Here is a 20,020-nt window from a genome sequence, read left to right on the forward strand (position 1 = left end):
GAAGACGACATGCGCATCGCCGTCGTAGGGGCCGGCGCCGTGGGCGGCGCGCTGGCGGGGTACTTGGCCGCGACCGGCCGGCACGACGTGTCGCTGCTGGCGCGCGGCGCCCATCTGGCGGCGATCCGCGAGCGCGGCCTGACCGTCCAGACGCCGACGGGCACGCTCAGCAGCCGGCCACGGGCCAGCGACGACGCCGGCGACCTCGGCCATCAGGACATGGCGATCGTCACGGTCAAGGGGCACGGATTGCCGGCGTTGGCCCCGTCCTTCCCGGCGCTCTGCGGCCCGGAGACGCTGGTGGTGGCGGCGCAGAACGGCATCCCCTGGTGGTATCTGTACGGCGCCGGGGACGACGTGACGGCGGAACCGCTGGAGGTGGTCGATCCCGGCGGCGCCCTGTGGGCGGCCATCGGGCCGGAAAGCGTCGCCGCCTGCGTGATCGAGGTGCTGCCCGCCCGCATTGTCGAGCCGGGCATCGTCGCCCACAGCGCCATGCCGGTGCTGGCCTTCGGGGCGCCGCGTCCCGGCGACCATGCCGAAAAGCTGGCGGCACTGGCCGGCGCCTTCAACGCCGCCGGCGCCACCGCCCGGCTGCCCGCCGACATCCGCATCCCGCTGTGGAGCAAGCTGATGCTCAACATGGCGGTCGGCCCGACCAGCGTGCTGACCGGCGCCACCATGGGCGCCATGGAGCAGGCACCCGGCATGGCCGCCGTCCAGGGCCGGCTGATGCGCGAATGCCTGGCCGTGGCCCGCGCCTGGGGCATCGACCTGCCCGACGACGTCGACGAGCGGCTCGGCCGCGGCAGCGGCGTTCCAGGGCACAAGCCGTCGATGCTGCAGGATTTCGAAGCCGGGCGCAGCATGGAGATCGACCCCATCGTGACCGCCGTCCTCGAACTGGCCCGCCGCCGCGGCGTGCCGGTGCCGACCATCGAAACGCTGTGGGCGCTGACCGCCCTGAAGGAGCGGGCGGCCCGCGCCGGCTGAGCCAAGAGCTGCCTCAAGGCCGCCGCCCCCTAGACCGAACGGATTTCCGGAGAAGACCCTACATGCCTTCCGACATCAGTCAAAACACCAACTTCATCGCCGGAACCTGGCGGCCGGGCCACGACCGGCTCGACATCTTCAATCCGTCGGACCTGGACGAGCTAGCCGGCTCCTACACGTTGGCGACCGCCGACGACGTGGCCGAAGCCGTGGCCGCCGCCCGCAGCGCCCAGCCGCAGTGGCGCGCCGCGACGGTGGAGCAGCGCTCCCTGGTGCTCGACGCCATCTCCCGCGCGTTGTTCGACGGCAAGGACGAGCTGGCGCGGATCGCCGCGACCGAGGGCGGCAAGACCATCCCCGACGCGCTGGGCGAGATCGTCCGCGCCGCCCATCTCGCCCGCTTCTTCTCCGCCGAGGCGTTGCGGGCGCCGGGCGAGACGCTGGGCTCGGTGCGTCCGGGGGTCGAGGTGGACGTGACGCGCGAGCCGGTCGGCGTCATCGGTCTGGTGACGCCCTGGAATTTCCCGGTCGCCACGCCGATGTGGAAGATCGCCCCGGCGCTCGCCTTCGGCAACGCGGTGATCTGGAAGCCGTCGGAAAAGACCCCCGGCATCTCCATCGCCGTCACCCGCATCATCGCGGCGGCGCTGGAAGCGCACGGCATGCCGGCCGGCCTGTTCAATCTGGTGATCGGCGCCGGTCCGAAGGTCGGCGCCGCGGTGGTCGATGCGGTGGACGCGGTGTCCTTCACCGGGTCCGTCAACACCGGACGGCGCATCGCCGTGCGCTGCGCCGAACGCATGATCCGCGTCCAGCTCGAACTGGGCGGCCAGAACCCGCTGGTGGTGCTGGGCGACGCCGACCCGGAGCGCGCCGCCGAGATCGGCGTCAACAGCGCCTATTTCCATGCCGGACAGCGCTGCACCGCCACCGGCCGCTTCATCGTCGAGGACAGCATCCACGACGCCTTCGTCGCCGCGATGGTCGAGCGGATGGCGGCCCTGCGCATCGGCCACGCCCTTCTGCCGGAAACCCAGATCGGTCCGGTGATCGACGAGTTCCAGCTGACCAAGAACCTGCACTACATCGATACCGGCCTGAACGAGGGCGCCCGGCTGGCGTCCGGCGGCGCGCGGCTGGAGCGGCCGACGCGCGGGCACTTCCTGGCACCGACGCTGTTCACCGAAACCGGCAACGCCATGACCATCAACCGCGAAGAGGTGTTCGGCCCGGTCGCCAGCGTCATCCGCGTCAAGGATTACGAGGAGGCGCTGGCCGTCGCCAACGACACCGACTATGGCCTGTCGTCGGGGATCATCACCAACTCGATGAAGCACGCCCGCCATTTCCAGGCCAACATCCAGGCCGGCATGACCATGCTGAACCTGCCGACGGCGGGCGTCGACTACCATGTCCCCTTCGGCGGGCGGAAGATGTCGAGCTACGGCCCACGCGAGCAGGGACGGTCGGCCATCGAATTCTACACCATCATCAAGACGGCCTACCGCGCGCTGTGACGCAGGCCCGAAGCCCAGGGAGAGCTCCCTTGCCGAACGACATCCAGACCAGCGGGCCGACCACCGGGCAAGCCACCCTCCGGCCGGACTTCGAGACGGCCGTGCTCGCCCCCATCCGCGCCATCGTCGGCGACCGCGGCCTGATCACCGACGCCGAAACCATGAAGCCCTTCATGGAATCCTGGCGCGACGGCTGGGTCGGCCGGTCACCTGCCGTGGTGCTTCCCGACAGCACCGAGGCGCTCGCCGCCGTGGTCCGCATCTGCGCCGAAACCCGCACGCCGATCGTGCCCCAGGGCGGCAACACCGGCCTGACCGGGGCCAGCCAGCCGCATGCCGACGGATCGGAGATCGTCATCTCCACCAACCGGCTGAACCGCATCCGCGAAATCGACATCGACAACGACACGATGACGGTGGAGGCCGGCTGCATCCTCGCCAACATCCAGAGCGCGGCGCGCGACGTCGGCCGGCTGTTCCCGATGAGCCTTGCCGCCGAAGGGTCGTGCCAGATCGGCGGCAACATCGCGACCAATGCCGGCGGCGTCCAGGTCGTGCGCTACGGCAACATGCGCAACCTCGTGGCCGGGCTGGAGGTGGTGCTGCCCGACGGCCGGATCTGGGACGGGCTGCGTGGCCTCCGCAAGGACAATGCCGGCTACGACCTGAAACAGATCTTCATCGGATCCGAAGGCACGCTGGGCATCGTCACCGCCGCAGTGCTGAAGCTGTCGCCGCTGCCGCGCGCCACCGCCACCGCCCTGGTCGCCGTGTCGGCCCCCAGCGACGCCGTCGATCTGCTGACCCGCGCCAAGGGCGTGGCCGGCGACCGCATCGTCACCTTCGAGCTGATCCAGCGCGCCTGCATCGACGTGGCCCGCCGCCATGTGCCGGACGTGCCCGATCCCCTGCGCGACCGCTATCCCTGGTACGTGCTGGTGGAGCTGGCCGACCAGGATTCCGGCAACCGGCTGGCCGAGATGCTGGAGGGCATCCTGGAGGCGGGCATGGAGGCCGGCGAGGTTCTGGACGGCGTGGTCGCCGCATCGAAGGCCCAGGCCGATTCGCTGTGGCGCATCCGCGAAGGCATCCCGGAAGGCCAGAAGCGCGAGGGCGTGTCGTTCAAGCACGATGTTTCCGTACCGATCTCCCGCGTCGCGCGCTTCCTCGACCGCACCGACGCGGCGTTGGAGCGGGCCTGTCCGGGCATCCGCCCCTTCTCCTTCGGCCATCTCGGCGACGGCAACATCCATTACAACCCGATCCAGGCGGAGGACGGCGACCCGGCCGAATGGCGGGCGAAGCTGGCGACGGTCAACGCCATCGTCCACGACATCGTCGTCGATCTCGGCGGGTCGATCTCGGCCGAGCATGGCATCGGCCGCCTGCGCATCGACGAGATGCCGCGCTACAAATCGCCGGTCGAACTGGAAATGATGGCGACGCTGAAGCGTGCCTTCGATCCGCACAACCTCATGAATCCGGGCAAGATCCTGCATTCCTCCGAGGTGGCCCCCGAGGTGACCTCCAAGGTGGCGCCATGACCTTCGACACTCTGAAGGACTGGATCGGCCGGGTGGAGATGCGGACGGACACCGCCATCGCCGCACCGCTGGCCGGGCTGGCGGCGACGCTGGACCACGACACCCCGCCCTGGTCGGCGGGGGAGCTGCCGCCGCTCGGCCATTGGCTGCATTTCCTCCCCAACGCGCCGCAGCGGGACATCGGCGAGGACGGCCACCCGCACAAGGGCGGTTTCCTGCCGCCGGTGCCGCTGCCGCGCCGGATGTGGGCCGGCAGCGACATGCGCTTCCTGGCGCCGATCCCCATCGGTGCGGAGATGCGCCGCACCTCCACCATCGAAGCGGTGGAGCGCAAGGCCGGCCGGTCGGGCGAAATGGTGTTCGTCAGCGTGGTGCACGAAATCGCGACTGATGCCGGTGTCGCCATCCGCGAAAAGCAGGACATCGTCTACCGCGAGGTCGCCAGGCCGGGCGAGGCGCCGCCCCCCGCATCCGCCGATCCCCTGCCCACGGCCGACTGGAGCCGCAGCGTCACCCCCGATCCGGTGCTGCTGTTCCGCTATTCCGCCCTGACCTTCAACGGCCACCGCATCCATTACGACCGTCCCTACTGCCGCGAGGCGGAAGGCTATCCGGGGCTGGTGGTACATGGACCGCTGACGGCGACGCTGCTGATGGATCTGGTGTTGCGCAACCTTGGCGGCGAGTCCGATGGCCGGCGGGTCGCCGGTTTCCGCTTCCGCGCCCGCCGGCCGCTGTTCGACACCGCACCCTTCACGCTGAACGCGGCGGACAGGGGGGATGGCGAGATCGCCGGATGGGCGGTCGGTCCGGACGGTCAGGTCGCCATGACGGCCGAATTCGCGGTCACGCCGGGAGCAGACAGGCCATGAGCGGACACCCCGTGAATGACCCGGTTCGGGACGGAGGATTGTCCAGCGAACAGCCCCGGCGCAGCTGGCTGTTCACCCCGGCGACGCGCCCGGACCGCTTCGACCGTGCCGCCAGGTCCGGTGCCGATGTCCTGATCGTCGATCTGGAGGACGCCGTGCCGCCTGCCGACAAGGCGATGGCGCGCGATGCGGCATTGACAGCCCTGGCGGCGGCACCCGCCGCGCCGATCCTGCGGGCGCTGCGCATCAACGCGCCGGTGACGCCGGAGGGGTTGGAGGATCTGCTGGCCCTGATGCGCCGCCCGCAAGGCGGTGGCCCGGATTTCGTCATCGTGCCGAAGGTCGACAGTCCCGAGACGATCCGCTGGATCGACACGCTTCTGAGCGGAGCGGGCAGGCCCCTGCCGCTGGTGGCGCTGATCGAGTCCGCCCCCGGTATCGCGGCGGTGGAGGAGATCGCCCGCGCATCGCCCCGGCTGGCCGCCCTGTTCTTCGGTGCCGCCGACCTGTCCGCCGATCTGGGCTGCGCCACCGCGTGGGAGCCGCTTCTGTCGGCTCGGTCCCGGCTGATCAACGCCGCAGCGCTTGCGGGCATCGAAGCGGTGGATTCCCCCTTCTTCGATCTGACGGACAGCGCCGGGTTGCAACGGGAAGCGGCATCTGCCCTGGCGCTGGGCTTCGGCGCCAAGGCGGCGATCCATCCCGGCCAGATATCCACCATCACCGCGACATTCACCCCGACCGAAGCCGAGATCGCCCAAGCCCGCCGCATCCTGGCTGAAAGTGCAAAGGGCGTCGCGGTGGTCGATGGCCGCATGATCGACGAAGCGATGGCGCGCAAGGCCCGCCGCATCCTGTCCCGCGCCACATGTGCAACCCGGCCGCAAGAGGATCGCCTTCCATAAAAATCCTTTCGACAGAAAACGCCTGGCGACGGCGGTGTTCCACGTGCAAAAGAGGGTGAAGTCGGCAAACCAGAAGCTCAGGGTCCGTTGGCGCATTCCGTCGCTTCGCTACCGGCCGACAAGTGGTGCGCACCAGCCCAAATCACCATCGCGGCTGCACTGAATGCCGCTCCCAGCATGGAAACGCCGTGCCAGCCGGCATGGGCGTAGACCATGGTCGCGGTACTCGCTCCGATGGCACTGCCGATCGAGTAGAAAACCATGTATCCGCCGACGAGACGGCTGCGTGCCGTCGGGTGGCGAGCGACGATGATGCTCTGGTTGGTGACATGGACCGCCTGCACGGCAAGATCGAGCAGGACGACGCCGATCAGCAGAAGCGGAATCGACGACGGCAGAAACGCGATCAGCCCCCACGACAGCAGCAGGAGCGTGAGAGACAGTGCCGTCGTCCATTGGCCGAGACCGCGGTCCGCGAGGCGTCCCGCACCTGTCGCGGCTGCCACTCCTGCCAGACCGACCAGACCGAACAGCCCGATCTGCGTGTGCGAATAGGTGAAAGGAGCCATGCTGAGCGGCAGAACCAAACTTGTCCAGAATGTGCTGAAGGTCGCGAAAATCAGCAGAGCGAGAAGACCGCGCACCAGCAGAACCCGGTCACGAAGAAACAGGGAGGGGATGGAGCGCAGTGCCTCTGCGTAGCTGTCGGTGCTGCCCGGCAGTGGATTTCGCGGCAGAACGCGCGTCAGCAGCCCGACCATGGCAGCCATCAGGACGGCCGATGTCAGATAGACCGCCCGCCAGCCACCGACATCGGCGAGCAGTCCGGCGACAAAGCGGGCGGCGAGGATGCCGATGACGACGCCGCTTGTCACTGTGCCGACTGCCTTGCCCCGTTCGGCAGGCGCTGCCAGCGTCGCGGCAAAGGCAACCAGAACCTGTACCACAACGGCGAGCAGACCCATCGCGGCAAGGCCGGTGAATAGAACCCAGTCGGTTTTCGCTGTCGCAACGGCGACCAGCGCGACGACCGACAAAAACCCTTGCCCAATGACAAGCCGACGGCTGTCAACTATATCCCCAAGCGGAACGATGAAGATCAGCCCCAGCGCATAGCCGACCTGGGTCAGCGTCACGACAAGTCCAACCGCAGCGGGCGAAATTCCAAAATCCCTCGCGATCGCGTCGAGCAATGGCTGGGCGAGATAGACATTCGCCACGCTGATGCCGGCGGCAATGGCAAAGATCAGCGTCGTACCTCTTGATAGCCCACCATCCGGCCGGTGTCGTCTCAATGATTCCCTTGCGCTCTGCATGGCGATCCCGTTCGTGCAGCCAATCTGGTTTCATATCGAGACCACTTGCACGAAGAGAAATCCAGTTCTAATTTAGGACCAGTTTCGTGTGGTGGAGGCTGGTGGCATGGTCAAGCGGGTCAGTCTTTGGGATGCGGGTTGCCCGGTGGCGCGGGCGCTCGATGTCATCGGCGATTGGTGGTCACTGTTGATCATTCGCGACGCCTTCGACGGAGTGCGACGGTTCAACGAGTTCCAGAGCGGCCTTGGTATTGCCAAGGGAATGTTGGCAACCCGGCTGCGCGATCTGACCGAACGCGGCATCCTGGAGACCGCGCCGGCTTCGGACGGCAGCGCCTACAAGGAATATGTCCTGACCGAAAAAGGGCGTGGCCTTTTCCTCGTCATCGTCGCGCTGCGCCAGTGGGGCGAAGACCATCTCTATGGCCCCGATGAACCGCGATCCTCGATGATCGCCGTCGAAACGGGCCTCCCGGTTGCCCGTCTGGAACTGCACGGCGGAGACGGGCGGATTCTGACATGGCGCGACACAAGGGTGATGAAGGCCACTCAAAACTGATCGAATATCGAGATGGAAAAGCGGCGTTCTGGGAGGATGTGCGAAGGAGGCAGCATGCCATCCGGCTGCTAGATCTCCTCCTCCAACCCTCCCTCCCCTCTCGATGTGTCATAGGCGCGCTGCGCTCTTTCCATCGCGGGGCCGTTGGCGAGCGACCAGTTGTAAAGGGCGGCGAAGGGTTCGCGCAGCGAGCAGCCAAGATCGGTAATCGTGTACTCGACGCCAATCGGCTGCGTTGGCAGGACTTTGCGACTGACGAGGCCGTTGCGCTCCAGACGCTTCAATGCCTCGGACAAAGCCTTGTGGGTGATGCCGTCGAGCCGGCGCTTGAGGTCGTTGAACCGCGCCGGCTGCGTGCAGAGGACGCTCAGGATCAGCACCGTCCATTTGTTGGCGATATGTTCGAGGATGGGCCGCGTCGCGGTGACATCGAGTGGCAGTTCGAGCACGTCTCTGGCCATGGGTATACGCCTCAATATCTGAGCACGATCTGGTATCTAAGCACCATCAGGTGCCTTCTTGTAATTAGATATAGGAATGATAGCTGTTCGTCATCACCAGCGATGTGAGGACGCATGAACGGGCTTTCAGGAAAAATCGCCGTCGTGGTCGGTGGCCATGGCGGCATCGGTGGCGCCATCGCAGAGCGGTTCGCGGCGGAAGGCGCCACGGTTTACGCCACCAGTCGCCGCGCCGAAGAGGGGGAGGTCGAGCTTGGGGCCGGCAGGCTGCGCACGCGCCGCGTCGATGCTTGCGATCTGACGGCGCTCGCCGCCTTCTTCGAGGCGGTGGGCGCCGAGGCCGGGCGGGTGGACGTGCTCGCCGTCAACGCCGGCATCTCCGAGTTCGCAACCCTCGACGGCATCGGCGAGGATCATTTCGACCGCACCTTCGGCCTCAACGTGCGTGCGCTGCTGTTTGCCGCCAAGGCTGCGACGGCGATCATGCCGGATGGCGGCTCTATCGTACTGGTGGGCTCGATCGCCGGCGCGATCGGCACCAAAGGCTATGGCGTCTACGGGGCGACCAAGGCCGCCGTGCGCTCGTTCGCGCGGACCTGGGCCAACGAGCTGGCGCCCCGCAACATCCGCGTCAACGTCGTGGCACCGGGACCGACCGACACCGCCATGATGGCGGCGGCGTCCGACGAGGTGCGCGAGACGCTGACGACGCTGATCCCGCTCGGCCGTATGGGTCGTGCCGACGAGGTGGCCGCGGCCGCGCTGTTCCTCGCCAGCGACCAAAGCAGCTTCATCACCGGGGCCGAACTGCCGGTCGACGGCGGTATGGCGCAGGTCTGACCTGTGCGCCGCCGGCCGACCGACAGGGCGCGAGCCATTTGATCAATCCCCGGCAAGCCGGGGCCTGATCGTTCCGCGTCTCGGGGCCGTTTGGTTCGGCGTGGTGAACGGCACTTCCAAGTCCTACACCAGTTCGGCGAGTACGGCTGCGACGACCTCTGCGGCAAAGCGCGAGCGTTCGCCGATTGTAACACCGCCGTAACGGTCGGTCCGACGGTTGGTGGCGGCCCAGAAGAACTGGTCGAACAGGTAGCCGTGCGCCCCGTGCAGTTCGATGGTGTCGAAGCCGAGACGCTTTGCGTCGCCGGCGGCGCGGGCAAATGGATGAGAGAGTGAGCGCCGGCTTGATCGTGCAGGACGAGATTCGTGCCCGCGCCAGCATCGTCTCCACACGGGCCGGGCTGAGGTCGAAACTCCGAGGAGCGGCAGTCGCGCCCCGGTTCCATGCGCCAGAGACGGGATGCGGCTACGCTGGCGGTGGCACCGTCCGCGGCCGGCCGGCGGGTCGACGAGACCTGCGTGAAGGCCTGTGGCAGGTGGGATCGCCCGACACCGTCTTGCCCTTGGGACAGTCACGAGTCCGGCGCGGGGCCGCGCGCCTTGCTCGGCATCCGGCCGAACTGGGCCTTGAAATCGCGCGAGAAATGCGCGGTGTCGGCGAACCCGCAGTCGAACGCGATGTCGGTGATCGTGCGGCGCGTGTTCTCCAGCAGCCAGCGCCCGTAATCCAGCCGCAGCCGGCGCTGGAAGGCCGCCGGCGACACGCCGAGCGCCGCCTGGAAGGCGCGCTCCAACTGCCGGGCGCTCACCCCGACATAGCGGGCGATGGCCTCGACCGACGGCGGGGAATCGAGCCTCTGCTCGATGAAATGCGACGCCTGCCGGACGCGGATGTCGGCGATGCCGTCCAGGTTGGCATAGAAATGGGCCTGCGGCAGCGCGGCGGACCGGATGTCCTGCAGCATCATGTGGCGGACCGCCTGCCGCGCCTTCTGGCCCCCGCAATGCCGTCCAACGAGATAGAGGCCGAGATCGATGGCGGCGGTCGATCCCGCGCAGGTGATCAGGTCGCCTTCGTCGATGAACAGCTGGTCGACCGCGGCGCTGACGGTCGGGAAGCGCTCGCGGAAGGCGTCCAGGACGTTCCAATGGACGCACACCCGACGGCTGCCGACAAGGCCCGCATGGGCGATGGCGAAGGTCCCGGTGCAGACGCCGAGCAGCCGGACGCGGCCGGACACGGCCCGCCGCAGATAGTCGGTCAGCCGCGCCGGCTGGACGTCGTTCAGGTAATCGTTGCCGCCGCAGACGGCGACATAGTCGAAGGACGTCGGATCGCGCAGATCCTCGTTCGGCGTGACCAGCACGCCGCAGCTCGACCGCCGGGCCTGCCCGCCGACGCTCATCACCGTCCAGCTGGCGTCGATCTGCCGGCTGCGCCCGCCGAGGTCGGCGGCCAGTCGGACCGCGTCGATCAGCCCCGAAAAGGCGGTCAGGGTGAATTGATCCAGAAGGACGAAGCCGATCCGCAGGCGGGGGACCGTGCCGGGGACCATGGTTGGGTCCGCGCCGGAAGGGGATCGGGTGCCGGGGTGTTCGCTGCTCATGTCGGAATTATTCAAGCATCCGTCCGCAATCTTCTATCGGAAAAAGCTGCCCCCTCGCTAGCATCGACCCTGTTGCAAGGGTTTCACGCCCGCAAGGGCCGACATCGAGGGAGAGCGTCATGACTTCTCTGCGTGCTGCCACCTGTTGCGCCGCTCTGATGGCCGGTGCCGCCTTCGCCCCAATTGCCGCTGCCCAGTCCGCCGCCGCACAGTCCTCCCTGACCGTCGCCTGGTACGGCGGCAATTGGGGCGAGGCCTTCCGGACCTGCGTCGCGGAGCCCTTCACCAAGGCGACCGGGATCAAGGTCGTGCCTGAGATCGGCACCTCGACGGTGACGCTGGCCAAGCTCCAGCAGCAGAAGGGCGCGCCGACCATCGACGTCGCCTGGATGGATGGCGGCATCAGCGAACTGGCGCAGGCCGCCGGCGTCACCGGCGCCATCGACCCGCAGGCCGTGCCCAACCTCGCGAAGGTCTCGCCCGAAGCGGTCTACAAGGCCGACGGCGCCGTCTTCGCGGTGGGAACCGGCTACTACTCGCTGGGCCTGACCTACAACACCCAGAAGGTCAAGACGCCCCCGACCTCGTGGAACGATCTCTGGAACCCGGAATTCGCGGGCGCCGTCACCATCCCGTCCCCGGCCAACTCGTCGGGCGTTCCCTTCATCCTGTTCCTCAACAAGATCTGGGGCAACCCGGCCAACGACCTGTCCAAGACCTTCGCGAAGCTGAAGACCCTCGACACCGCGCTCTATTTCGACAGCTCGGGCGCGGCCTCCAACGCCTACCAGAGCGGCGAGGCGATCGTCGGCGCCCATTTCAGCGTCGGCGCCTGGGATCTGGCGGACAAGGGCCTGCCGATCGGTTTCGTCGTTCCCAAGGAAGGCGTGTGGGCAACCGACGCGCGCCTGCATCTGGTGAAGGGCACGCCCCGCGCGGCCGAAGCCGCACGCTTCATCGACACCGCCTTGACCCCGCAGGCCGCCACCTGCCTCGCCGAGAAGCTCTATCTCGGCCCGTCCGTGCAAGGCGTCTCCGTGGCGCCGGACATCGAGCGCAAGCTGCCCTGGGGCGTCGGCGGATCGGTCAAGAACCTGCAGCTCTTCAACTGGGCCGACATCAACCGCGACCGGGGCGCGATCACCGACGCCTGGAACCGCGAACTCGCGCGCCAGTAAGGGGGACGAGGCATGCCCCCGGCCCTGCTGTCCATCCGCGATCTCGGCAAGCGCTTCGGTGGATTCCACGCGCTCAAGGGCGTCTCGCTGGAGGTCGAGCATGGCGAGTTCATCGCCCTGCTCGGCCCCAGCGGCTGCGGCAAGACCACGCTGCTGCGCTGCATCGCAGGTTTTCTCACCCCCGATTCCGGCGACATCCGGATCGGCGGCGACAGCGTGACGCGGCTGCCGCCCCACCGGCGGCCCCTGAACACGGTCTTCCAGAACTACGCGCTGTTCCCCCACATGAGCGTTCTCGACAACATCGCCTACGGCCCCCGCCGGCACGGCGTTCCGCGGGGCGAGGCGGCGGAGCGGGCGGCGCAGGCGCTGCAACTGGTCGGGCTGGAGGCGCTGGGCGCGCGGTACCCGCGCGAGCTGTCCGGGGGGCAGCAGCAGCGCGTCGCCCTGGCGCGCGCGGTGGTCAACCGGCCCAAGCTGCTGCTTCTGGACGAACCGCTGAGCGCGCTCGACATGAAGCTGCGCAAGCGGATGCAGATCGAGCTGAAGCATCTCCAGGAGAAGCTGGGCATCGCCTTCGTGTTCGTCACCCACGACCAGGAGGAGGCGATGAGCATGGCCGACCGGATCGTCGTGATGAATCGCGGCCTGATCGAGCAGGTCGGGTCGGGGACGGCGGTCTACGCGACGCCGGCCACGCGCTTCGTCGCCGAATTCATCGGGGAAGCGAATTTGCTGCCCGGCGCGGCGGACGGAGACGGCGGGCTGCGGCTGGCCTTCGGGACGGCGGCTGTTCCCCATCCCGGCCCCGGCCCCTGGCCCGACATCAGCGCCGGGCAGAGCCGCACCGGTGTGCTGCGGCCCGAGCATCTGGAGCTTCTCGACCGCGCCGACGAGCCCGGTTTCCTCACCGAGCGAGGCATCGTCGAGGACGTGATCAACACCGGCGGCCAGACCCTCGTGATGGTCCGGGTCGGCGACGCCCTGCTGGCAAGCCGCCGCCTGGGCATGCCGGGCGCCGGCCTGGGCCGGGGAACCCAGGTCGTCGTCGGCTTCCGTCCGGAGCATCTGCACGTCGTAGCCGGCGAGCCGGCGCCATGACCGCCGCGCTGACCGGCGACCCCGCGGTGGCTCCCGCCGCACCGCCGCCCACCGCCCTGCGCCGCGCCCTGCCGCTGCTGGCCGCCCCCGTCGCCTTCTTCGTGGCCTTCTTCGCCGTGCCGATGGTCGTCGTGCTGTCCTCCAGCCTGATGGCCGGCGGCGCGCCGTCCCTGGCGAACTACGCCCGCGTGCTGCTCGACCAGTATCATTGGGACGTCCTGGCGGTGACCTTCCGGATCGCCGCGCTGACCACGTTGGCCGTCACGCTGCTGGGATATCCGCTGGCCTATTATCTGGTGCGGGTGGTGTCGTCGAACGCCCTGCGGCGAGGCTGCGTCATCCTGCTGCTGCTGCCGCTGTTCACCAGCAACATCGTGCGGTCCTTCGGGTGGATGATCCTGCTCGGCCGCAACGGTCTGGTCAACGACACGCTGGTCGGGATCGGGCTGCTGGACCGGCCGGTCCGCTTCCTCGGCACCGAGACGGGCATCGTGATCGGCCTCGTCTACATCCTCCTGCCCTTCATCGTCCTGGCGGTCGGCAACGCGCTGGCCACGGTGGATCCGACGCTGGAGGAGGCCTCGGCCGATCTCGGCTCCAGCCCCTTCACCACCTTCTGGACCGTGACCTTCCCGCTGTGCCTTCCCGGCCTGATCGCCGGCGTGATCATGGTCTTCACCCTGGCGGCGAGCGCCTACGTGACGCCGGCCCTGCTGAGCGGCGGCAAGATCACCGTCTTCCCGATGCTGATCTTCCAGCAATACAGCACGGTGTTCGACGTCCATTACGGCGGCGCGCTCAGCATCACCCTCCTGGTCGTCACGCTGGTACTGGTGGCGCTGGCCGGACGGATCGGCAACGGCGGAGGCAACCGGTCATGATCGCGCGCATTCTCCTGCGGATCGTCGCCTGGGCGGTGATGGCCTATCTGGTGCTGCCGCTCGTGGTCATCGTCGGCGCGTCGCTGACCGCCACCAGCTATCTGGCCTTCCCACCGCAGGGCCTCACGCTGGACTGGTATGGGCGGATGCTGGCCGACACCTCCTATGTAGCGGCCTTCGGGACCAGCACGGCGCTGGCGCTGGCGGCCACGGCGGGGGCGGTGCTGCTCGCCCTGCCGGCGGCCCTGGCCATCGCGCGCCACGATTTTCCCGGCAAGCGGACACTGCTTTCGTTGCTGATGTCGCCGCTGGTTCTGCCGCACGTCGTGCTGGGCGCGGCCCTGCTGCAATACTGCGCCGCCCTGGGACTGATGCGCAGCTTTGCGGCCCTGCTGGTCGGCCATGTGGTGATCGTGACGCCCTTCGTGCTGCGCTCCGTCCTGCCGCAGCTGACGCCCGAGCAGCGCGCCCTGGAGGAGGCCTCGGCCGATCTCGGCGCCCGGCCCTTCGAGACCTTCCTGCTGGTGGTGCTGCCGCAGATCCGCGGCGGACTGACCAGCGGGGCGATCTTCGCCTTCATCTCGTCCTGGATCAACGTCGAGCTCAGCATCTTCAACACCACCGCCGAGCTGACGACGATCCCGGTCAAGCTGTTCAACTACGTCCAGTACACCATCGACCCGGTCATCGCCGCGGTCTCGTCGATCACCATCGCGGTGGCGGCGGTCACCATCGTTCTTCTCGACCTGACCGTGGGGCTCCACGTGCTGTCGAAGCGGCGCTGACCCCGTCCCGATCCTCCATCCCCTTTCTCCCCGCCAACACCCCGAGAGGCCCCAAGTCATGCGCAAGCAAGACGTGTTCGACGTTGTCTACACCCATACCGAGGGCGAGCCGCTCTGCATCGTCCACAGCGGCATTCCCTATCCTCCCGGCTCCAGCATCCTGGAGAAGCGCCAGTTCCTGGAAACCCATTACGACTGGCTGCGCTGCGCCCTGATGCGCGAACCGCGCGGGCACAAGGACATGTTCGGCGTCTTCCTGACGCCCCCGTCCGGTCCGGACGCCGACGCCGGGCTGATCTACATCGACGGCACCCAGTATTCGCACATGTGCGGGCACGGCACGATTGCCGTGGCCATGGCCATGGTGGCGTTGGGGCTGGTCCGGCGCGGCGAGGGCGACCGCACCACCATCCGCTTCGAGACCACCGCCGGCCTCGTGGTGGCCGAGGTGGCGACGGACGGCGACGCCGTGCTGTGGACCCGGTTCGAGAACGTGCCGGCCTATGTCGCGGCCCAGGACGTGGCCTTCGAACTGCCCGAGATCGGCCCCCTGAAGGCCGACATCGTCTGGGGCGGCAATTATTTCGGCATCATCGACCTGACCGGCACCGCGCTCCGCATCGGTCCGGAGAACGGCACGGCGCTGTCGCGCTACGGCGTGCTGGCGCGCGAGCAGCTGCGCCAGAAGGTCGCCATCCAGCACCCGGCCTCGGCCCACATCAACAACTTCAACTTCGTGACCTTCTGGCATGAGCCGACCATCGAAGGCGCCTTCTACAAGAACGTCCATGTGTTCAGCGCCGGGCAGCTGGACCGCTCGCCGGGCGGCACCGGCACCAGCGCCATGATGGCCATGTTCGAGGCGCGCGGTAAAATGACGATCGGCCAGACGATCCGTTCGGAGGGCCTGCTGGGCAGCGGCACCTTCGAAGGCTGCCTGCTCGGCGAGACCCGCCTGAACGGCGTGCGCGCGGTTCGGCCGACCGTCAAGGGCACCGCCAGCATCCTGGGAACGGCCCGCTGGGTCATCGACCGCAACGACCCGGTCGGATCGGGCTTCCTCGTCGCCTGATGGAACCGGCGGCGGCCCCGGCTCCAATCAGCCGGGGCCGCCGATTGCAATGGTTGCTGGAAAGCAGCGATCGGCTCATTCCTTTTTCCGCATTCCCTTCGCCACGCGGCCAAGACTGTACCGCGCCGGATTTCCAAATCTATTCAGTTCAAACCGATGTTCGCACGGCAACTTTACAGCCCCCGCTCGGTTTCCCATTTCACGCCCTCTTCCCTGAACCGGGAATGACGTCTTGCCTGGCTCAGCTTGAGTTGGGGCATAGGGGCTTGAAATCGGGCGCACCAACGAGATCGGACGCGATGCACGGCAGCCTTGGACCAAACAGCAGACTGGACTTCCTCTCTGGTGAAGGCGAGATGGCGGCGCTCATCCGTGCCCATGACTGGGCGGCGACGCCGCTCGGCGAGCCCACCGGCTGGCCCTCAAGCCTCAAGACCCTGGTGGGGGTCAATGGCTGCATGCAATGCAGCAATGCGGTCCCTAACTGTATGCATTTTATGACCGTACGCTTCACTCGCGAATCCGCAATGCTGGCCGCAAGGTTGCTGCCACGATTTTCGCCACCCGTCATGCTGGGACGATGCGGCGGACTCCCCGGCACAAACCCCGGCACAAACAATGTGGCACGGGCGATGCCGGTCTCCCGCAAGTCCGCCGGAACCGGCGAACGCGCCGCGTCGGCTCCGGGCCAAGCAACGGAATGGCCTTATCGGGCGGCATCGTTCAACTCGATGCGCCAGGTGTCCAGCGTGGTGCCGAGCAGTTGGTCGAGAGCCACCAGACTGTCCAGATAGGCGATCAGCGTGCCCAGCTCCGCGCTCTCGGCGGCGCGCAGCTGGTCCTGGAACGCCACGACCTGGAAGTTGGTGGAGCGCCCGGCCCGCAGCTTCACCGTTTCAACCGCCAGCGTCCGCTCCGCCAGGTCCCGTGAGCGCCGGCTCAGCGTGTAACGGCGCCAGGAGGCCTCCAGGTCGCGCACGCCATCCCGCACCTGCGTCTCCACCTGGATCCGCAACTGGTCGAGTTGCACCTCGGCTTGGCGCAGGCCGACGGTGGCCTGCACCTCCTGCTGCTCGATGGCCGGGTTGTTGATGGGGATGCTCAGCTGGATGCCGCCCCGCAGATCGGTCTTGGTGCTCGGCAGGCGTTCGCTGGCGCGCAGCCCCGTTCGGCCGCTGCCGGACAGGCTGACCCCGGCAACCACCGTCAGGTCCCACAGCCGCTGGTTCCGGGCGACGTCCAGCCCGATCTTGGCGGCCTCGTTGGAGATGATCTGCGACAGATAGTCGGGACGGTTCTCGAAGGCGAGCGCCCGCGCGGTCTCCAGCTCCACCCGGACAGGCTCGGCCGTCAGCCGGTCCGACGGAACGATCCGCGTATTCAGGTCGAGCGCCAGCAGGCCAAGCAGGCGGAGCCGCGCCGCGTCGAAGCCGCTCTCGGCCTGCAACACCGCCAGTTCCTGGTTCACCGCGGTCGATTGCGCCTGGACCAGCTCCGCCTCCGCCATGCGGCCGGCACGGATCAGCGCCTGGTTGGTGGTCTCCAGCTCGCGGGCGCGGTCAAGCGCATTGCGGGCGAGCGCGATCTGCTGGCGGGCCTGGAGGAACTGGTGGTAGGCGCCGACGATCTCGGTCACCGTGTTGGCGACGGTGCTCTTCAGGCGGAGCCGGTTGTAGCGTTCCTCAAGCCGTGCCTGACGGAGCGGCGCCGTCGCCACTTCGGGGCCGGCGCCTCTCAGCAAAGGCTGGATCACGCTCAGGGTCAGGTCCGAACTGCCGGCCAGCATGCCGTTGCCCACCTGCCCGTTTCCAGTCTGGCGCCGTGCCCGCTGGCCGACATCCCAGCCGAAGCTGATGGTGGTGCCAAGCGGGGTCAGCAGCTGCACCGTGGGTGCCGCACGGAGTTCGCCGTTCCGGCTGGAACCGGTGCGGTCGATGAGCGCCGAAGTGGTGAGGACGCCTTTCGGCGAGAACAGCGATTCCGCGACGCGCAGGTTGAAGCTGTCGAGGACCCGTTGCAGATAGGCGCCGCGTACCGCCGAATTCTGGCGCAGGCCCAGATAGACCGCTTCCGGCAGGGTCAGGGGCAGCTCCGGTCCCGGAACAACCGCCGGCACCGGCGTGCCCGGCTGGACGTAGGACCGCACGGGCACGGTCTGCGCCCGGACGGTACCGGCCCAAAGCGAGGCGGTGACCAGAAAGGCACCGGCCAGCGCGATCAAGACCGTGAGACGGCCCTCACACGTTGTGAATTCCGCTCCCAAACTGCCCCGCCCTTCACCATCCGCCTTGAAACAGGGTTGGAAGACTAACGGAAGATGATTGTTTTCTCCACCCATGCTTGCAAGCGATGTGCGTACAGGCTAGAAGCTGCACAGCCTCCGGGCGGTGCATCGAAGCGGGACGGCCTGCCCATGCTCGACCTTACGGGCGTTCACAAGACCTATGGCACCGGAGCGGCGCGGGTCCCGGTGCTGCGCGACGTGTCGCTCGCCATCCGGGCGGGTGAGGTCTGCGCGATCACCGGAGCGTCTGGATCGGGCAAGTCGACGCTGCTCAACCTGCTGGGGCTGCTGGATCGACCGGACGCCGGCCGCATCCTGTTCGACGGCGAGGATTTGGGTGTGACATCGGTGGACCGGCGCGCCCGGCTGCGCAACCGCTGCATCGGCTTCGTCTTCCAGTCCTTCCATCTGCTGCCCCGGCTGTCGGCCCTGGACAATGTGGCCCTGCCCTTCCTGTACCGGGGCCTTTCGCCGCGCTCCTGCCGCGACCGGGCGATGGCGGCCCTGGAGCGGGTGGGGCTGGCCGACCGCGCGCATCATCGGCCCGATGCCATGTCCGGCGGCCAGCGGCAGCGCGTCGCCGTCGCCCGCGCCATTGTCGGCAAGCCCCGGCTGCTCCTGGCCGACGAGCCGACCGGCAACCTGGACAGCGAGTCGGCCCGGCGGATCATCGACCTGTTCGCCACACTGAATGCCGACACCGGCGTGACGATCGTCGTGGTGACGCACGACCCGGCCATTGCCGCGCGCTGCCCGCGCCGCATCCTCATGCGGGACGGTCGGGTGGCCGCCCCGGAGGACGCGGCATCCCGGACGGCAGACGCATGACCGGATCGCCCATGACCGGTTCGTTTCCTGCCGGAACGGATGCGGCGGAACTGGAGGAGGCCGGCGGTCCCGGCCTGTGGCGTGCGCTGGTGGCCGACGCGCTCGGCAACCTCCGGGCGGTGCGGCAGCGATCCTTGCTGGCGCTGCTGGGCATCGGGATCGGCACGGCGGCGGTCATCGCCATGCTTGGCGTCGGTGACGCCGCCAAGCGGCAGGCGCTGGGCCAGTTCCGGGCGATGGGCACCGACCTGCTGGCGATCCAGGCGGACACCGCCCAAGCTGGCCGGCCGGCGCCGCTGATGCCAAGCGACGCCTCGGCACTGCTCGGGCGGTCCGGACTGGTGGCGGTCGCTCCCATCGCCGTCACCGGAATGGAACTGGCGCACGGACGCGCCCGCGCAGTGGCAAGCGTGGCCGGGGTGACCGGCGACCTTGCGGCGGTGGCACGTCTGGGCATGGCCGAAGGGCGGTTCCTGTCCGCGTTCGACGGATCGCAAAGCTTCGTGGTGCTGGGCGGCGGGCTGGCCCGGAAGCTTGGCGGCAATGGCGGCCGGAATGATGGCCCGGATGGAGCCGGTCCGGCGGTCGGCGACGATTTGCGCCTGGGCGGATACCGCTACACGGTCATCGGCATCCTGGAGGAAACGCTCCCCAACCCGCTGCTTCCGGTCGACCTGAACGGCGCAGCGCTCGTTCCCCTCCCCGGCCTGCGGCGCATCGCCGCGGACACCGGACTGACGGCGCTGGTGGCCCGCATGGCACCGGACACCGACGACACGGCGGCACGGCACGCCGTGGCCGCGTATTTCGCCGATGCCCCCCATCCCCGCCCCGTGGTGGTCCAGAGCGCCCGCCAGATGATCGCCGCCATGGCCGAGCAGATGCAGGTCTATACGCTGCTGCTCGCGGCGGTCGGCGGGATTTCGCTGATCGTCGGCGGCGTCGGGGTGATGAACGTCATGCTGATGAGCGTGGTGGAGCGGCGGCGGGAGATCGGCATCCGTCTCGCGCTCGGCGCACGGCCACGCGACATACTGGGCATGTTCCTGGTCGAAGCGTCCGTGCTGTCGCTGGGCGGCGGGATTCTTGGCACCGCGCTCGGCATCACGGCGGCGGCGGTCTATGCGCGGTCCGCCGGCTGGCCCTTCGCACTGCCGGCAACGGCTTTGCCGCTGGGACTGGGCATGTCGGTGCTGGTGGGCCTGCTCTTCGGCATCCTGCCGGCCCTGCGCGCCTCCCGCCTCGATCCAATCCAGGCCCTGCGGGGAGAGTGAGCC

Annotated in this window: 19 protein-coding genes; 14 read left to right on the top strand and 5 right to left on the bottom strand. The window is 68.3% G+C overall.

What is annotated here, in order from left to right:
* Positions 1 to 9 precede the first annotated feature (9 nt).
* From ABNQ39_RS34490 to ABNQ39_RS34510, 5 genes are all read left to right on the top strand, one after another.
* Positions 10 to 993: a ketopantoate reductase family protein gene (locus ABNQ39_RS34490; RefSeq protein ID WP_376967006.1), complete on the top strand. Its 984-nt coding sequence runs from the start codon at positions 10 to 12 to the stop codon at positions 991 to 993.
* Positions 994 to 1,055: 62 nt separating this feature from the next.
* Positions 1,056 to 2,510, top strand: a complete 1,455-nt coding sequence (locus tag ABNQ39_RS34495; RefSeq protein ID WP_376967008.1) for an aldehyde dehydrogenase family protein — start codon at positions 1,056 to 1,058, stop codon at positions 2,508 to 2,510.
* 29 nt (positions 2,511 to 2,539) lie between these two features.
* The gene (locus ABNQ39_RS34500) at positions 2,540 to 4,054 is read left to right on the top strand and encodes an FAD-binding oxidoreductase (RefSeq protein WP_376967010.1); all 1,515 of its coding nucleotides are present in this window, start codon (positions 2,540 to 2,542) and stop codon (positions 4,052 to 4,054) included.
* On the top strand, positions 4,051 to 4,926 hold the full coding sequence (locus tag ABNQ39_RS34505) for an FAS1-like dehydratase domain-containing protein (RefSeq protein ID WP_376967012.1): 876 nt from the start codon (positions 4,051 to 4,053) through the stop codon (positions 4,924 to 4,926). The genes ABNQ39_RS34500 and ABNQ39_RS34505 overlap by 4 nt, the downstream gene beginning before the upstream one ends.
* Complete coding sequence (locus ABNQ39_RS34510) at positions 4,923 to 5,831, top strand: aldolase/citrate lyase family protein (RefSeq protein ID WP_376967014.1); 909 nt, start codon at positions 4,923 to 4,925, stop codon at positions 5,829 to 5,831. Before ABNQ39_RS34505 ends, ABNQ39_RS34510 begins: the two co-directional genes overlap by 4 nt.
* A 77-nt stretch (positions 5,832 to 5,908) precedes the next feature.
* Here ABNQ39_RS34510 and ABNQ39_RS34515 read toward each other — a convergent pair whose 3' ends face one another.
* Positions 5,909 to 7,147, bottom strand: coding sequence for an MFS transporter (locus ABNQ39_RS34515; RefSeq protein WP_376967016.1), 1,239 nt, complete (start codon positions 7,145 to 7,147; stop codon positions 5,909 to 5,911).
* A gap of 106 nt (positions 7,148 to 7,253) precedes the next feature.
* On the opposite strand from ABNQ39_RS34515, the gene ABNQ39_RS34520 reads away from it, so the two are divergent.
* Positions 7,254 to 7,706 (top strand): winged helix-turn-helix transcriptional regulator, encoded by a 453-nt coding sequence (locus tag ABNQ39_RS34520; RefSeq protein WP_376967018.1) that lies wholly within the window; start codon positions 7,254 to 7,256, stop codon positions 7,704 to 7,706.
* Positions 7,707 to 7,774: 68 nt separating this feature from the next.
* Here the strand turns inward: ABNQ39_RS34520 and ABNQ39_RS34525 are convergent, their stop codons facing one another.
* Positions 7,775 to 8,167 (bottom strand): winged helix-turn-helix transcriptional regulator, encoded by a 393-nt coding sequence (locus tag ABNQ39_RS34525; protein ID WP_376967020.1) that lies wholly within the window; start codon positions 8,165 to 8,167, stop codon positions 7,775 to 7,777.
* Positions 8,168 to 8,281: 114 nt separating this feature from the next.
* On the opposite strand from ABNQ39_RS34525, the gene ABNQ39_RS34530 reads away from it, so the two are divergent.
* A complete protein-coding gene (locus ABNQ39_RS34530) occupies positions 8,282 to 9,007 on the top strand; it encodes an SDR family NAD(P)-dependent oxidoreductase (RefSeq protein ID WP_376967022.1) in 726 nt (241 codons plus the stop codon).
* 123 nt (positions 9,008 to 9,130) lie between these two features.
* On the opposite strand, the gene ABNQ39_RS34535 is transcribed toward ABNQ39_RS34530, so the two are convergent.
* Both ABNQ39_RS34535 and ABNQ39_RS34540 read right to left on the bottom strand, forming a co-directional pair.
* A complete protein-coding gene (locus ABNQ39_RS34535) occupies positions 9,131 to 9,583 on the bottom strand; it encodes a hypothetical protein (RefSeq protein WP_376967024.1) in 453 nt (150 codons plus the stop codon).
* Complete coding sequence (locus ABNQ39_RS34540) at positions 9,580 to 10,563, bottom strand: GlxA family transcriptional regulator (protein WP_376967026.1); 984 nt, start codon at positions 10,561 to 10,563, stop codon at positions 9,580 to 9,582. Before ABNQ39_RS34540 ends, ABNQ39_RS34535 begins: the two co-directional genes overlap by 4 nt.
* 170 nt (positions 10,564 to 10,733) lie before the next feature.
* Between ABNQ39_RS34540 and ABNQ39_RS34545 the strand changes: the two genes are divergently transcribed.
* Genes ABNQ39_RS34545 through ABNQ39_RS34565 form a run of 5 tightly spaced genes read left to right on the top strand, consistent with a single transcriptional unit; the run spans position 10,734 to position 15,631 of the window.
* On the top strand, positions 10,734 to 11,792 hold the full coding sequence (locus ABNQ39_RS34545; RefSeq protein ID WP_376967028.1) for an ABC transporter substrate-binding protein: 1,059 nt from the start codon (positions 10,734 to 10,736) through the stop codon (positions 11,790 to 11,792).
* Positions 11,793 to 11,804: 12 nt separating this feature from the next.
* Positions 11,805 to 12,893 (top strand): ABC transporter ATP-binding protein, encoded by a 1,089-nt coding sequence (locus ABNQ39_RS34550; RefSeq protein WP_376967030.1) that lies wholly within the window; start codon positions 11,805 to 11,807, stop codon positions 12,891 to 12,893.
* Positions 12,890 to 13,774: an ABC transporter permease gene (locus ABNQ39_RS34555; protein WP_376967032.1), complete on the top strand. Its 885-nt coding sequence runs from the start codon at positions 12,890 to 12,892 to the stop codon at positions 13,772 to 13,774. Before ABNQ39_RS34550 ends, ABNQ39_RS34555 begins: the two co-directional genes overlap by 4 nt.
* Positions 13,771 to 14,559, top strand: coding sequence for an ABC transporter permease (locus tag ABNQ39_RS34560; protein ID WP_376967034.1), 789 nt, complete (start codon positions 13,771 to 13,773; stop codon positions 14,557 to 14,559). The genes ABNQ39_RS34555 and ABNQ39_RS34560 overlap by 4 nt, the downstream gene beginning before the upstream one ends.
* Positions 14,560 to 14,617: 58 nt before the next feature.
* The gene (locus tag ABNQ39_RS34565) at positions 14,618 to 15,631 is read left to right on the top strand and encodes a proline racemase family protein (protein ID WP_109445676.1); all 1,014 of its coding nucleotides are present in this window, start codon (positions 14,618 to 14,620) and stop codon (positions 15,629 to 15,631) included.
* A 706-nt stretch (positions 15,632 to 16,337) separates the two neighbouring features.
* Here ABNQ39_RS34565 and ABNQ39_RS34570 read toward each other — a convergent pair.
* Positions 16,338 to 17,852, bottom strand: coding sequence for a TolC family protein (locus ABNQ39_RS34570; RefSeq protein ID WP_376967037.1), 1,515 nt, complete (start codon positions 17,850 to 17,852; stop codon positions 16,338 to 16,340).
* A gap of 192 nt (positions 17,853 to 18,044) precedes the next feature.
* On the opposite strand from ABNQ39_RS34570, the gene ABNQ39_RS34575 reads away from it, so the two are divergent.
* Together ABNQ39_RS34575 and ABNQ39_RS34580 are read left to right on the top strand one after the other, a co-directional pair.
* Positions 18,045 to 18,743 (top strand): ABC transporter ATP-binding protein, encoded by a 699-nt coding sequence (locus ABNQ39_RS34575; protein ID WP_376967039.1) that lies wholly within the window; start codon positions 18,045 to 18,047, stop codon positions 18,741 to 18,743.
* An 11-nt stretch (positions 18,744 to 18,754) separates the two neighbouring features.
* Entirely contained in the window at positions 18,755 to 20,017 is a 1,263-nt protein-coding gene (locus ABNQ39_RS34580) for an ABC transporter permease (RefSeq protein WP_376967041.1), read from the top strand.
* Positions 20,018 to 20,020: the final 3 nt, after the last annotated feature.

This window comes from Azospirillum sp. A26 (genome assembly GCF_042604635.1).
GTDB classification, from domain to species: Bacteria; Pseudomonadota; Alphaproteobacteria; order Azospirillales; family Azospirillaceae; genus Azospirillum; species Azospirillum palustre.